The organism is Amycolatopsis circi, from assembly GCF_003385235.1.
Lineage (GTDB): Bacteria > Actinomycetota > Actinomycetes > Mycobacteriales > Pseudonocardiaceae > Amycolatopsis > Amycolatopsis circi.
Genome location: NZ_PQIA01000061.1, coordinates 21978 through 35309, shown reverse-complemented (window position 1 = coordinate 35309; position 13332 = coordinate 21978). Strand labels below are relative to the sequence as shown.

14 protein-coding genes are annotated in these 13332 nt (G+C 70.6%); 2 read left to right on the top strand and 12 right to left on the bottom strand.

Going from position 1 to position 13332, the window contains the following annotated elements; genetic code table 11:
- Positions 1–78: 78 nt before the first annotated feature.
- The 6 genes from D0D37_RS24720 to D0D37_RS24700 form a co-directional block, all read right to left on the bottom strand.
- Positions 79–261 (bottom strand): ArsR/SmtB family transcription factor, encoded by a 183-nt coding sequence (locus tag D0D37_RS24720; protein WP_116202951.1) that lies wholly within the window; start codon positions 259–261, stop codon positions 79–81.
- Positions 262–591: 330 nt separating this feature from the next.
- Positions 592–873: a hypothetical protein gene (locus D0D37_RS46820; protein ID WP_162834452.1), complete on the bottom strand. Its 282-nt coding sequence runs from the start codon at positions 871–873 to the stop codon at positions 592–594.
- A gap of 323 nt (positions 874–1196) precedes the next feature.
- Positions 1197–2132: a ribokinase gene (locus tag D0D37_RS24715; protein ID WP_116202950.1), complete on the bottom strand. Its 936-nt coding sequence runs from the start codon at positions 2130–2132 to the stop codon at positions 1197–1199.
- The gene (locus D0D37_RS24710) at positions 2117–3151 is read right to left on the bottom strand and encodes a phosphotriesterase family protein (RefSeq protein ID WP_116202949.1); all 1035 of its coding nucleotides are present in this window, start codon (positions 3149–3151) and stop codon (positions 2117–2119) included. The genes D0D37_RS24715 and D0D37_RS24710 overlap by 16 nt, the downstream gene beginning before the upstream one ends.
- A complete protein-coding gene (locus tag D0D37_RS24705) occupies positions 3144–4139 on the bottom strand; it encodes a DMT family transporter (protein WP_116202948.1) in 996 nt (331 codons plus the stop codon). The genes D0D37_RS24710 and D0D37_RS24705 overlap by 8 nt, the downstream gene beginning before the upstream one ends.
- Before the next feature lie 31 nt (positions 4140–4170).
- Positions 4171–4923 (bottom strand): glutamine amidotransferase, encoded by a 753-nt coding sequence (locus D0D37_RS24700; protein ID WP_116202947.1) that lies wholly within the window; start codon positions 4921–4923, stop codon positions 4171–4173.
- A gap of 111 nt (positions 4924–5034) precedes the next feature.
- On the opposite strand from D0D37_RS24700, the gene D0D37_RS24695 reads away from it, so the two are divergent.
- Together D0D37_RS24695 and D0D37_RS24690 are read left to right on the top strand one after the other, a co-directional pair.
- Complete coding sequence (locus tag D0D37_RS24695) at positions 5035–6024, top strand: LacI family DNA-binding transcriptional regulator (RefSeq protein ID WP_116202946.1); 990 nt, start codon at positions 5035–5037, stop codon at positions 6022–6024.
- On the top strand, positions 6021–7079 hold the full coding sequence (locus D0D37_RS24690) for a M20 family metallopeptidase (protein ID WP_116202945.1): 1059 nt from the start codon (positions 6021–6023) through the stop codon (positions 7077–7079). The genes D0D37_RS24695 and D0D37_RS24690 overlap by 4 nt, the downstream gene beginning before the upstream one ends.
- A 62-nt stretch (positions 7080–7141) precedes the next feature.
- Here the strand turns inward: D0D37_RS24690 and D0D37_RS24685 are convergent, their stop codons facing one another.
- The 6 genes from D0D37_RS24685 to D0D37_RS24660 form a co-directional block, all read right to left on the bottom strand.
- The gene (locus tag D0D37_RS24685) at positions 7142–8239 is read right to left on the bottom strand and encodes an NAD(P)/FAD-dependent oxidoreductase (protein WP_116202944.1); all 1098 of its coding nucleotides are present in this window, start codon (positions 8237–8239) and stop codon (positions 7142–7144) included.
- Between the two features lie 148 nt (positions 8240–8387).
- On the bottom strand, positions 8388–8618 hold the full coding sequence (locus D0D37_RS24680) for a hypothetical protein (protein ID WP_116202943.1): 231 nt from the start codon (positions 8616–8618) through the stop codon (positions 8388–8390).
- 283 nt (positions 8619–8901) lie between these two features.
- Positions 8902–9636: a dipeptidase PepE gene (gene pepE / locus D0D37_RS24675; RefSeq protein WP_116202942.1), complete on the bottom strand. Its 735-nt coding sequence runs from the start codon at positions 9634–9636 to the stop codon at positions 8902–8904.
- A gap of 29 nt (positions 9637–9665) precedes the next feature.
- A complete protein-coding gene (locus tag D0D37_RS24670; protein WP_116202941.1) occupies positions 9666–10955 on the bottom strand; it encodes a M20/M25/M40 family metallo-hydrolase in 1290 nt (429 codons plus the stop codon).
- Positions 10952–12292 carry a cytosine permease gene (locus tag D0D37_RS24665; protein ID WP_116202940.1) on the bottom strand — a complete coding sequence of 447 codons (1341 nt, stop codon included), beginning with the start codon at positions 12290–12292 and terminating at the stop codon, positions 10952–10954. Before D0D37_RS24665 ends, D0D37_RS24670 begins: the two co-directional genes overlap by 4 nt.
- Positions 12289–13239, bottom strand: a complete 951-nt coding sequence (locus D0D37_RS24660; RefSeq protein WP_116202939.1) for a DUF1177 domain-containing protein — start codon at positions 13237–13239, stop codon at positions 12289–12291. Before D0D37_RS24660 ends, D0D37_RS24665 begins: the two co-directional genes overlap by 4 nt.
- Positions 13240–13332: the final 93 nt, after the last annotated feature.

The following is a 13332-nucleotide window of genomic DNA, read 5'->3' as shown; positions in this document are numbered from 1 at the left end:
CTGAACCCGAGGAAAGGCCGTCCCGTACGCGGGGCGGCCTTTTCCGGCTGCGTTGCGCGAAACGCGCCGGTATTCGGCTCAGCTCGGTTCGACGGCAAGAAGATCAAGCCCGAGCGGAGTGCACTGGTGGCACACCGCCTTGCCGTCCCGGTGCGAAACGACCAGCCCTGCCTCGCGCAAAGTCTTGGCGTGCAAGGACGCTGTGGCGATCGAGACGGACAGTTCGCGTGCGAGGCCGGTGGTCGTGCGTCCGCTGGCCAAGGACCGAAGCGCCCCCGCGCGCGGTTCCGAGCAATGCGGCCAGCGGGTCCGGCGGCCGGTCCGCGCTCAGCAAGGGAGGCCGGGTGAGCGCGGGACAGATCAGCGTGGTGGGCCGGTCCGGGTAGTACGCCACCAGCGGGTGTCCCGACCAGGGCAACGTGGGCCGTAGGACGAGGCCGTGCCCGTGCAGCGTGCGGTCGAGGCGGCGGGGAAAGTCCGCTTCGAGAGTCATGCCCTTCCACCGGACGGCCGGTCCGAGACTGGCGAACAGAGCGCGGATCCCTTGGCGTGCCGGGATTCTCGCGCGCCACGCCGTTTCGGCGTCGAAACTCACGCGCAGGCGGTGCCACCGATCGGCGAAGATGGTCCAGTAGCCGGGCGCGGTCCAGCACCTGCCACGTCGCGGTCCTGCTCGGCCAGCCCTTTCGTCCACGAGGTCAGCGGGCGGTCGATCGCGCACCTCCGCCGCAGTTCGGCGCGCACCTCGGCACGCGGGGTGGAGAGCACACGGTTTAGTCCCTCGTCCACGGTGCGACTGGGCGGGTCGAGGAACATCGGCCCCGCCCCCAGCGGCGACACGAGGTGCAGCAACGGCCTGCCCTGGACGGGCAAGCGCCGGGCGACCTGCTCGCGCTACGGGCAAACGCCGGATCGGCGTCGCGGCGCTGCAGCATCTCCATCGCCGAGGTCAGTTCGGCCAGCGGCGCCGGACGCTCGGCGATGGATACGTGCAGAAGATCTTCGGGCGTGCGGCGCAGCCGAAGCAACGGCCTCCCCTTTTTCGCCCCTGTAATGAGTTCTAGCTTAAACCGTCGCGGCCCGTCTTCCGGTACGCGGACATCGGCTTCTCAGCGATACCGCTCCGCCGTTTGCCTGGGTCGACCATCCGTGCCCCTGAGGTGCTGATTTCTCTCGTCGGCGGCACGACGCGCGCCTCACGCGTCGAGTACCTCGGCCAAGGTCGGCAGAGAAGGATGCGCTCCGTGCCGCGTCACGACGACAGCGGCGACTTTCGCCGCGAAACCGCACGCCGCCACCACGTCCGCGGTCGTCGGTTCGCCGGGAAGCTCCGCGAGCCGGGCGGCAAGCGCTCCGACGAACGAATCTCCCGCGGCAGTGGTGTCCACCGCCCGTACGGCCACCGCCGGGACGTGCGCGGACGAGGACGCGTCGAGGACGGCGCAGCCCTCGGCCCCCAGCGTCACGATCACCCACCGGCATCCCGCGGCGAACAGTTCGGCACTGCCGCGCCGCAAACCGGTGCCGTCGAACGGGTCTTGGCCAGTCAGCTGTCGGAACTCGATCTCGTTCGACACCACCACATCGCTGAGCGGCAGCAGCTTCCCGGCCACGTCGTCGACCGGCGCGGTGTTGAGCATCGTCAGCACGCCGCGCTCGCGAGCAGCTGCGAAGGCGCGTTCCGTCGCGTCTGCCGCTGCCTCCAGTTGGCCTACGACGACCCGAAGCCCTGGCAGTTCGCCGATCGCCACTTCGGCCGCCGCGGCCGGGATGTCGGCGTTCGCTCCGGCCACGACGACGATCGAGTTGACGCCCTCCGCGTCGACGGTGATCGCGGCCCGGCCGGTAGGCAGCGCCGACCTTCGCACGTGCGCGACGTCCGCGCCCTCGGCGAGCAGGGCTTCCCGGTACTCGTCGCCGTCCTCGTCCTGGCCGACGCACCCGATCACGGCCACTTCCGCGCCGAGCCGGGCAGCGGCGACCGCCTGGTTGCCGCCTTTTCCGCCCAGTTCCCGGCTCGTCGAGAATCCCATCAGGGTCTCGCCCGGCTCCGGGATGCGCGGCGCCTGGACGATGTGATCGACGTTGAGCGACGCGACTACGGCTACCGCCGGGCTCATGCGGTCAGCCATCGGGCGGGGACGTCCCGCAGCAGCCGGGCCACGGCGTCGGCGGGCACGCCTTCGGATTCGAGCAGGTCGGCGAAGATCGTCGGCACGAACACGAGCCCGTTGCCGCCGTTGTGCGTCCACATCTGCTTCAGGAACAGGTCGTGCGACAACATGATCTGCTCCCCGAAGCCCTCGTGCACCCACCGGGCCACGGCGCGAGCGGTCTGGGAAACCGTCGGGGCCACGCCTTCGCCGGGGAACGAGATGTCGAGGCCGATCATGTCGAACTCCAGCAGCACGCCGCGTTCGAGAAGCCCGCGCTGGTAGCCCGGGTCGTCGCCGGACGGATCGCTGTGCGCCAGCGCCACTTTCGACGGCACCGCACCGCATTCCTCCAGCACCAGGTCGAGCACCTCGTGCCCGCGGCGTTGCCAGCCCGGCAGGTGGATGTTGAGCCCGACGGCCGGACGCGCCGCCTGCGCGAGGGCCGCGGCCCGCAGGGAAGCCCGCTCCCCGTCGGTGAAAAGCGGGGAGACGCCGACCTCGCCGATGACACCGGCCCGGATTCCCGTTTCGCCGACGCCCTCGTCCAGCTCCGAGAGAATGCGCGAGGTTTGCGCTTCGACGGTGACCGCCGTGATGCGCTCCCCCTCGAACTTCTCCAGGTACGCGCCGGTGCCCATGATGACGTTGACCCCGGTCGCCTCGGCCACCGCCGCCAGGGCTCGCGGATCCCGGCCGATCGCGGCGCTGCCGGTCGCGTCGACCACTGTGCCGCCGCCGGCCGCGGCGAACGCGGCCACCTCGCGCACGACGCTCTCGTGGTCCTTCGCTGCCACGTTGTCGGCGCAGCAATACGGATCCTGGCGAAGCAGGAACTGCCAGTCCGGTCCCACTTCCGCCTCGACGAGCCGCTGAGTGGAGGCGTAGGCAGGCTCGGCGACCGCGGAGGACAGGTCGTTGAAGAGGTGCTCGTGCGGGAGCACCAGCCCGAGGTCCGCCGCGTCGACCGCACCGAGGACGCCGCGCACCTCAGCCACGACGCACCTCGGCTGGCTGGGCAAGGACCGCTGGTTCCGCGGTATGCCGGGACGGGATCATCGCGATCGCCGCGGCCGCCAATGCCACGAAAGCACCGATCACGGTGACCAGGTGCAGGCTGGAACCCGCGGCGGGAGCGATGACCTCGAGCAGCAGCGATCCGATCAGCTGACCGGCCGTGGAGGCCAGCCCCAGCAGCAGGAGGCCCAAACCGCGCACCAGCAAGGCCATCAGCGCGATCGACAGGAGGCCGAGCGGTCCGCCGAAGTACATCCACCACGTGCCCGGCAAGGCGAAGTGCGCGCCCGCGGCCGCCATCCGCACCGCGTACACGAGGCCGAGCGCCACGAAGCCGATGAGGAAGTTCCAGGTGATGGAGATGAACATCGAGCCGGACAGCAGGCCGATCTCGGAGTTGCCGGCGGGCTGCCAGCCGGCGAGCAGACCGCCGACGAACGGCATGACCGCCAGCGCGATCATGTGCGGAGCCGACCAGTTCGGGGAGACGACCAGCACCGTGGCGCAGACGGCCAGGATCGCCCCGGCGACGCGCGGAGCGCTCATCGCCTGCTTGAACGGGACGCCGATGCCGAGCCGGTCGCACACCACGCCGGAGATGACCATGCCCGAGATCAGCGAGGTCTGGAAGATCGCCACCCCGAGGAAGCCCACCGTCACGCCTTCGGAGAGCACGATCACCGCACCGCACAGGCCGGCGAAGAAGTTCCACCGCGGGATCTCGCCGCGCACCAACTGACCCGGCAGCCGGAAGAACGCGGTGCGCGTGCGGGGGCGCGCCAGCACGACGATCAGCATCAGCACGAGGCCGGTGCCGAAGGACACCAGCGCGGCGGCGTGCCCGTCGCCGAGCGCGGTGCCGAGATGTCCGTTGACCAGCGACTGCAACGGGCCGAGCATTCCGGCGAAGACGGTCGCGATCGTCAGGACGACGGCCGAGGTCGCGCGGCGGGTGGGTGACGTACTCATCGAATCCTCCTTGATCCCGAGTGCGCGCGGCTCAGATTTCGCGTCCGGCGAGCCAGGTCATCGCCTGCGCGAAGAGCTTGCCGTAGCCGTCCCAGCTCATGAACTCCTCCGGAGCCCAGTGCGGGGAGATGTCCGAGGTGAACGCGAGGGTGCGGCCCTGCCCGACCTGGCGGGCGGCCAGCATGACGTCGCCCTCGACGGTGGCGAGCAGCTCGGCGTCCGGCTTGAGCGTGGTGTGCTGGTAGCCCAGCAGGATCGGCCATTCCCGGTCGAGACCGGCGACCACGGGGTGGCCGGACTGCACGACCTGCGCGCGGACGCCCTCCGGCGTTTCGACGCGGTCGTCGAACGGATCGATGTCGACCGGGAGGATCTCCTCGATCGGCGTCCGGCGGTAGTTGGCCTTGCCCTCGAAGCCCTGGAAGCTCAGGTAGCCGCCAGCCATCATCAGGCCGCCGCCGCCCTGAACCCATTCGCGCAGCAGCTTGAGCCGGTTGGGCGCCGGGCGGCCGCGGGCGAACGTGTCCGGGTGCAGCAGCAGCGTGTTGGAGCCGACGTCGGAGAGCAGGACGACGTCGTAGGCGGCGAGTTCCTCCAGCGTCTGCGGGAACTTCTCGGCCACGTCGTGCGAACGCAGGTGAGTCACCTCGACCCCTTCCGCCGCCAGCGCCGCCAGCAGCCGCTCGCACCCGATCTCCACCTGCGTGTGCGCGAACGGGTCGTATCCCTTGTGGTCGATCGTCGCACTGACCCACGACTCCCCGGCTAGCAGGACCTTGACCATCGACGACTCCTTCGGGCGAAAGCTTTAGCGTGTATTGCGCAACATAGCGCAACAACGCCAATATAGGATGCGGTTGCAGTCGCCGTCAACGCTCGAACGGGGAGGAGCCGGATGTCGCTGGCGAAGGTGGCCCGAGAGGCCGGAGTGGCCGTGTCGACGGTGTCGAGGTACGTCCGGGGGGAGCTCAACGTCGCCTCCGAGACGGCCCGGCGAATCGACGCCGCGCTGTCCGCCGAAGGGCATCCGCCGGTCCAGAAACAGGTGGCCGGGCTCAGCCTCGGCCTGGTGGTCCCGTCGCTGGACAACCCGTATTTCTCCGCGCTGGCGGACGCGGTGGCCGACGCCGCCGCCGCGGACGGCATCGACGTGTTCACCGCCCTCACCGGCTCGTCGCCGTCGCGGGAACGCGCCAGTGTCGAGCGCCTGATGCGGGTGCCGGAGGTGGGCGGGCTGATCTACCTGGGGATGAACAACACCAACGAGGCTTTCGCGAGCCGGCTGGCCGGCGATTTCCCGGTGGTCTTCCTCGACGAGTACGTCGAGGCCGCCGGACCGCGGATCGCGCACATCACCGCGAACAGCTTCGGCGGCGCGTACCAGGCGACCACCCATCTGATCTCCCAGGGCCACCGGCTCATCGCCCACGTCGGCGGCCCGGCCGGGCTGCGGACGGCGGACCAGCGCGAGGCCGGATACCGGGCGGCGATGAAGGCGCACGGGGTCGAGGTGAACGAATCGATGATCGTGCGCGGCACGTTCAGCTCGGCCTTCGGCATGAACTTCTTCGCGCACATGGCGCGGGCCGACGCGGCGCCGACCGCGGTGTTCACCGCCAGCGACATCGCCGCGGTCGGCCTGCTCGAAGCGGCCCGCCGCGCGGGGGTTTCGGTGCCGGGAGACCTGTCGGTGATCGGCTGCGACGGAATCACGCTCGGCGAATGGACCTCGCCCCGGCTGACCACCGTCGCGCAGCCGACCGAGCAGATGGCCCGCAAAGCGGTCGACGAGATCACCCGGCTCGCGGCCGGCGAGAGCCCCGCGGACCACGTGCTCTCCATGCAGCTCGTCGTCCGCGAGTCGACCCGGGAGTACTCCGCATGACCGACGAAGCCCTCTCGCTGCTGCGCGATCTGGTGCGCCAGGACACCACCTCCGGCGACAGCGTCGCGCAAGCCGCCGCGCAGGAGCTGGCCGTCTCCTACGCCACCGCCACCGCGGGCGTCCGCGTGCTGCAACGCTCCGCCGCCGGGCGGCCGTGGGTGCTGCTCGGCACCGGTTCGGGCGACGGAACGCTGTTCGTCTGCCACATCGACACCGTCCCGGTCGGCTCCCCCGACCGGTGGGACCGCGCGCCGTTCTCCGCGGACGTCGACGAGGAGTTCCTGCACGGCCGGGGCAGCGTCGACATGAAGGGCGGGCTGGTCGCCGCCTTGGCCGCGTTGCGCAACGCCGCGGAAGCCGGTGCCGACGCGCAGGTCCTCCTCACCAGCGACGAAGAGATCGGCTGCCGGGGCGCGGCCGAGGCTTCTGCGTCGCTGAACCTGACGCCGCGGATCGTCGTGGTCCCGGAGGCGACGCACAACCGCGTCTCGCTCGGACATCGCGGAGCCACGTGGCTGCGCCTCGCCGCGACGGGCAAAGCCGCCCACGGTTCCACTCCCCAGCTCGGACGCAACGCGATCCAGCTGCTCGCCGACCGGGCTCTCGGCTCGCTCGGTTCGCTGCCGTTGTCCACTGAGGACTATCTAGGCGAGGAGACCGTCAACGTCGGCACTTTCGAGGGCGGGACCGCGACGAATATCGTTCCCGCTTCGGCTGTTCTGACGCTGGACGTGCGCACTGTGGACGGTGGCGCGCCGGTGATCGCTTGGGCTTCCGCGCTCGATCCGGCCATCACTGCGGAGGTGGATCTCGATCTGCCCGCCGTCCGGACCCCGCGCTTGCCGGACGCTCTCGCTGGCCAAGCCACCGCACCAGCCGCGACGTATTTCACGGACGCCTCGGCATTGGCCGGGTCCGTGGCCGGAGCCCCGATCGTGATCTGGGGCCCGGGAGACCCCCGGCAGATGCACGCGGCGAACGAGAAGCTGGACTTGGAGTCCTGGCGGCAGGCTTTGCGCAACTACCGGGAGCTGGTCTTGTCCGCTGCGAGTTGATCCGTTCCCCGGAGCCCGCACGGGTGCGCGCCGACCGCAAGCTCCCGGTCGGCGCGCACCCGTCACCGCAGCGGGTCGTAAGCCTTGAGGTCGATCCCCGGGTCGACCTCGCGCGCCAGCCGGGCCGCGATCGAACCCGCGTACGGACCCATCGTCAGCCCGGACGCGCCGAGGCCGTTGGCGACCACCAGTCCCTTCACCTGCGGCACCGCGCCGAGCAGCGGCCGGATGTCCGGCCCGGCGGGACGGAATCCGACGCGGGTCTCCACATACGTCGCGTCCGCCAGACCGGGCGCCACGGACAACGCTTCGGCCAGCACCTCCGCCAACCCGGCCGCGGTCACCCGGTTGTCGAAGCCAGTCCCCTCCTCCCGCGTCGCGCCGACCACGATCCGCGAATCGTCGAAGGCGAGGAGGTAGTGCCGTGACCGCGGCAGAATCACCGGCCACTGCGAGGTTTCCGTCCCCGGCAACCGAAGATGGACGATCTGCCCCCGCTGCGGTTCGACCCGCACCTGCACCCCGAGCGGCTCCAGCAACGCAGGCGACCAGGCTCCCGCCGCCGCGATCACCGCGTCCGCGCCGATGAACTCCTCGCCGACCAGCACGCCGCGAACCGCGCCGTCCGCGACGATCGACGCCGTTCCCTCCACAATCCGCGCCCCACGCCGCACCGCAGCCCGCCGCATCGCGTCGCGGACCAGCCGCCCGTCCAGCCGGGCCGCGCCGGGAATGTGGACGGCCGGGCCGTCATGCGCGAGCGGCGGGAACAATTCCTGCGCCTGCCTAGCGTCGATCAACTCGACGTCTCCGGCCAACGGCGATTCCCTCGCCCGATCCGCCGTCCGTTGAAACGCTTGCGCCGCTTCGCCTTCGGAGACCAGCCGCAGCGAACCCACCCGCCGATAGCCGAGATCAGTCTCCCCGTCCTCGGCCAGTGCGGCCCGCAGATGCTCGTAATACTCAGCACCGCCAACCGCCAGCCGATACCAGTCCGGATCGTCCACTAAGGACGCCCACGGACAGATGATGCCCGCCCCAGCCGACGTCGCACGGCCGCTGGCCGCCCCGTCGACCAGCACCGTCTCCACCCCGGCCCGGGCCAGCTCATACCCGGCTGCCGCACCGACGATCCCTCCGCCGACCACGACTACGCGCATTTCGCCCCGCTCCTTCACTGCTGGTTGCCTCCGCACACCGCTCATCCGCCGCTGCACCCACTCCGGCGAAGCAGCCGATCTCGGCGTCCGCGCGGTACAACCGCACCAGTTGCGCATTGATCCCGCGAGAAACGCCCGCAGCGCAAGCTTAGTCGCCGCCGAAGGCCCCACCGGCGACAAACACATCGCCCCGCGAATCACCACGAAGCAACTCACCGGCACGTCGACCCCGTGCGGCAAACCCGTCGCCGCCATTCGACGCACCGCCCAGCAACAACCCGAGCGCGAGCTTCCGCGTCGTCGCGGGCTGCCGGTCCCCCGGCTTGATTCGCCACCAGGCGAACGTCGGAGCCAGCACGAGCGTCGCGATCGAGTTCAACGACCGGAACCCCGAGGACGGCCTTCGGGCGGGCTGGTCGGCGATCTCCTGCAGCGTCGCACCCAGCGCTCTTCGTCGTCGTCGACGCGACGGAACACCTCGGTCGCGCCGTGGTCCGCTATCAGCGCGAACGCGGCGGCACGGTCAGGGTTGGCCAGGATCAACGCCGCGGTGCCGGACGACGTGCACCAGAACGCCGGGAAACAGCGTCTTTCCCCGATGCCGCAACAGGGAGGGCCGAGCCCGCGGGCCCAGCCCTTCCCAGTCGACCGACAGACCGGTGTCAGCCCCACACCGGTTCACGCACAGGAGCGAGCAACTCGCTGACGTCGCCGGAAACGTCCTCGCCAGGCGCACCACGCCGGAACAACCGGCCCGGCGCGCCGCCGCTCGTGGACACCCCAGCCAGCTCCGCCCAGTCCCCGCGCACCCGCAGCCACGCGCCCTCGCGGAGGCCGAGCACCGGAATGTCGTTGCACTCGTGGAATTCCGCGAGCCGCTTCTCCCGGGTCTCGCCCATGTGCGTGCTGGCCGGGTCGGGATCGACATAGTGCGGATTCAGCTGAAACGGCACCAGTCCCAGCGCGGTCAGGCTCGGCGGCTCCACGATCGGCATGTCGTTCGTGGTGCGCACCGTCGGACCGGCGATGTTCGTCCCCGCACTGGCGCCGAGGTACGGCATTCCGCCGGACACCCTGTCCCGCAACGGTTCCAGCAACTCGCGCCGGTACAGCTCAGCCAGCAGACGGAACGTGTTGCCGCCGCCGGTGAACACCGCCGGAGCCGAGCGCACGGCGGCCGCCGCGTCGGCAGCGGTGTGCAATCCGCGCACCCGCACGCCGAGCGGCGCCACCGCGGCGGCGATGCGTTCGGTGTGGCCGTCGTGGTCGGCCAGCGCGAACGGCACGAACACCAGCTCAGTCCGCCCGTCCAGCACCTCGGCCACCGCGTCCAGCGCGTGTTCCAGCGCACCCCGGCCGTGGTTGGCCGAATTGGACAGCAACAACAAGTCAGTCACGCGATTCTCCTCGGTTCGCCCGCCATTGTTCAGCAAGTCCGCAGCAGCCGGTGCAGGACCCGGACGGAGAACCGCAGGGACTCCAGCGGCACCCGTTCGTCCACGCCGTGGAACAACCGGTTGTAGGGCAGTTCCGGCGGCACGCGCAGGGCTTTGAACCCGAAGCCGCGGATCCCGAGCGCGGACAGCGCCTTGTTGTCCGTGCCGCCGGCGTTGCAATACGGCGCTGGGTGCCCGTCGGGGTCCTCGGCGGTGATGGCCGCGCACATGGCGTCCGCCAAAGGACCGTCGAAACCGCTTTCCATCGCGATGTCCCGGTGGATGAACTCGCGGCGCACCGACGGCAGCAGCAGGTCGTCGATCGTGTCCAGCAGTTCCTGCTCGTACCCGGGAAGGAAGCGGCCGTCCACCGCTGCGGTGGCCCGGCCGGGGATGACGTTGACCTGGTACCCGCCGGAGATCATGGTGGGGTTCGCCGAATTGCGCAGGATCACGTTCACCAGCTCCCCCACCCGGCCCATCCGCGCCAGGCTTCCGTCCACATCGGACGGATCGAAGGGGACGCCGAGCAGTTCCGCGGCGCGTTCCAGCAGCGCCCGCACCGGTTCGATCAGCCGGACCGGGAAGCGGTGCCGGCCGATCCGGGCGAGCGATTCGGCGAGGTCGGTGACCGCGTTCTCGTCGTTCGGCGAGGAGCCGTGCCCGGCGCGGCCGGTGGCGACCAGCCGCAGCCACGCCTGTCCGCGCTGCGCGCACTCGATCGGATACAACCGGCTGCCGTTGCCGAGGTCGAACGACACCCCGCCGCCCTCGGTGATCGCCTCGCCCACGCCCTCGAACAGGTCCGGACGGTTCTCGACCAGCCAGTGCGAACCGAACTTCCCGCCGCCCTCCTCGTCGGCGAGGAAACCGAACACGACGTCCCGCGGCGGTTTCTCGCCGGTGCGGCCGAATTGCCGCGCCAGCGCGAGGATCGCCGCGTCGAAGTCCTTCATGTCGATCGCGCCGCGGCCCCACAGCATGCCGTCGGCGATCTCCCCGGAGAACGGCGGGACGCTCCACTCCTCGGCGTCCGCGGGCACCACGTCCAGGTGCCCGTGCAGGAGCAGCGCGGGCCGCGACGAGTCCGCTCCGGACACTCGGGCGAACACGCTGGCCCGGCCGGGCGCGCTCTCCACCAGCGTCGGTTCCAACCCGGCGTCGGAGAGTTTCTCCGCGACGTACTCCGCCGCGGGCCGCTCGGTCGCGCCCGGATTGGACGTGTCGATCCGGATCAGGTCCCGGCAGAGGCCGACGACCTCGTCCTGTGCGCCGGTCACCGGCCCGCCTCCTCGAGTTCCGCCGAACCCACCGGCCGGATCAGCCCGGCGCGGCCCAGCACCGTGTACAGGATCGCGGCGGTGAGCAGCGAGTTCAGCGCGGGGATGCCCCAGTGCACGAACTCGCCGACGCAGAACGCCGCCGCCCACACCGCGAGCGTGGCGGGCACCCACACCGGCATGGTCGCCGGGATCCGGCCGGCGGCCCTGGTCTCCCGCAGCGGCGTGGAGAGCCCGCGGACCAGGAAGTACTCGGCCACGATGATCCCGCCCACCGGCGGGATCGCGACGCCCAGCACCGACAGGAACGCGGTGAAGTGCTGCAGGAAGCCGATCGCGGACAGCACCGTCCCGGCGATCCCGATCACCAGGGTGACGACGCCGCGGTGCAGCGGGCGGCCGAACACGGTCCGCACGAAGTTCACCACGCCCAGCGACGAGCCGTAGAGGTTCCAGTCGTTGATCTTCGCGGTCGCCAGCACCACCACGATCAGCCCGACGAAGCCCGACGTGGACAGCACGATGTGCGTGACGTCGGAGCTGCCGACCAGGTGCCCGAGCAGCACGCCGGTCATGCCGACGATGTACTCGGACAGGACCATCGACGCCGAACTCTGCAGCAGGACGTGCCAGCCCTTGCGGTTGAACCGGGTCATGTCCGGGGCGACCACGGCACCGGTCATGTAGCCGCCGGCGATGATCGTCGCCGCGGCCGGGACGGAAATCGCCGTCGCGGTCGGCGCCGCCGACATCAGCGCGCCCACCGAATGGTCCGACAGGGTCGAGACGACGCTCCACGCCACCAGCCCGAAGAACAGCGGCACCGCGATCTTCGCCAGCCACATCATGTACTTGAAGCCGTAGATCACCAGCAGCGTCAAGACCACGCCGGACACCGCGCACCACAGCCACGGCGGCCCGCCGACGAGTGCGTGCATGCTCTTGCCGAAGATGCCGTTCTGCACGCCGAACCAGCCCACCAGGCTGATCGCGATCACCAGGCTCACCAGCGCCGACCCGTTGCGGCCGAAGCCGGTGAACCGGGTCAGCATGGTCATGGTGAGCCCCTCCCGCTGGCCGGCCAGGCCGATCAGGAAGATCACCACCTCCAGGATCACCGCGCCGAGGGTGAACGCCCAGAACGCGTCGGAGAACCGCATCCCCACGCCGAGCGTCGCGCCGAGCACGAACTGCGACAGCGAGCCGGACTGCGCGAGCCACTGCAGCAGCATCGAACCGAACCCGTAGCGGGCGTCTTCGGGGACGCGGCGCAGCGAGTAGTCGTCGTTGCCGATCCGCTTCTTGGCGTGCTTCGCGGTTTTCGTCGCGGTGCTCATCCGGCCACCTCCGTGCCCAGCGTCTGCAGGTGCGCCATCGAGCCGTAGCGGGCCCGCAGGTTGGCGAATTCGGTTTCGTCGTGGAATTGCAGCGCGCCCGCGCCGAACTGCTTGGCGACCTCGACCGCGTAGCGCGCGGCGGCCGCGATGTCCGTCTCGTGGCTGGCGCCGGTCGCGCAGCCGGCCACCGTCGCCGCCGACGTGATCGCCAGGCCGACCACCGGCGCGCCCGTCGCGGTCGCCGGCTGCAGGATCGAGTTCAGGTGGTAGACGCCGTTGCCGTAGGGAGTGATGTCCTGCGTGGTGATCGGGTAGGTCACCAGCGGCGCGCCGGTCACCGCCTCCAGCAGTTCGCCCAAGCCCTCGGAGACCCGCAGGATGTAGCCGCTGCGCACCGTCGGGGACAGGGCGAGCCCGCGGTGGTTGATCACCCGGTTGCCCTTGGTGGTGTCGATCGACAGCACAGCGGCCATCTCGTCGGACAGCTCGTAGCTGTTCATCGTGGCGATATCGACCGGCGAGTTCATGAACGGCACCGGATCGTGCGGCAAGGTGGGCGCGTCCGGGCAAACGTGCGTGCCGATCAGCACGTCGCCCGCCAGCACGTCCCCGCGCGCCCGCATGGACAGCAGCTTGGCGGCGGCGGCGAGCGCCGCGGCGGCGCCGTCCCCGTCGGACACGAACCCGGTCACCTCCGGCCGGGCGCCGACCCCGCCGAGACGTCCCACGACGCCGAGGGTGGGCGCGTCGCCGCCCGCGGTGCGGCCGCGGCTGCCCGCCACCCGCACCCGGACGAAATCGGTCTTCCCGGCGGGGCCGGGCACCGTCGTGATCTCCGCGCCGCTGCCGTCCGCGCCGGCGACGGCGTCGAGGTAGGCGACGACCTCTTTCCCGGTCACCGCCGGGTCGTCGAGGATTTCGAGCAGTTCCAGGACGTGTTTGAGCATGTGGTTCCTCTGAAGAAGTCAGGCCGCCGGGGATGGGTCCGACCAGAGTCGGTCCGGGCGCACCGGCTTTACAAACATTTCCCGTTATTCGCA

What these genes read in the sequence shown, in the direction of transcription:
- D0D37_RS24690 (WP_116202945.1), top strand. Translation starts at nt 6,021, where the DNA reads ATGACCGACGAAGCCCTCTCGCTGCTGCGCGATCTGGTGCGCCAGGAC.
- D0D37_RS24705 (WP_116202948.1), bottom strand. Translation starts at nt 4,139, where the DNA reads ATGAGTACGTCACCCACCCGCCGCGCGACCTCGGCCGTCGTCCTGACG.
- D0D37_RS24700 (WP_116202947.1), bottom strand. Translation starts at nt 4,923, where the DNA reads ATGGTCAAGGTCCTGCTAGCCGGGGAGTCGTGGGTCAGTGCGACGATC.
- D0D37_RS24660 (WP_116202939.1), bottom strand. Translation starts at nt 13,239, where the DNA reads ATGCTCAAACACGTCCTGGAACTGCTCGAAATCCTCGACGACCCGGCG.
- D0D37_RS24695 (WP_116202946.1), top strand. Translation starts at nt 5,035, where the DNA reads ATGTCGCTGGCGAAGGTGGCCCGAGAGGCCGGAGTGGCCGTGTCGACG.
- D0D37_RS24715 (WP_116202950.1), bottom strand. Translation starts at nt 2,132, where the DNA reads ATGGCTGACCGCATGAGCCCGGCGGTAGCCGTAGTCGCGTCGCTCAAC.
- D0D37_RS24685 (WP_116202944.1), bottom strand. Translation starts at nt 8,239, where the DNA reads ATGCGCGTAGTCGTGGTCGGCGGAGGGATCGTCGGTGCGGCAGCCGGG.
- D0D37_RS24665 (WP_116202940.1), bottom strand. Translation starts at nt 12,292, where the DNA reads ATGAGCACCGCGACGAAAACCGCGAAGCACGCCAAGAAGCGGATCGGC.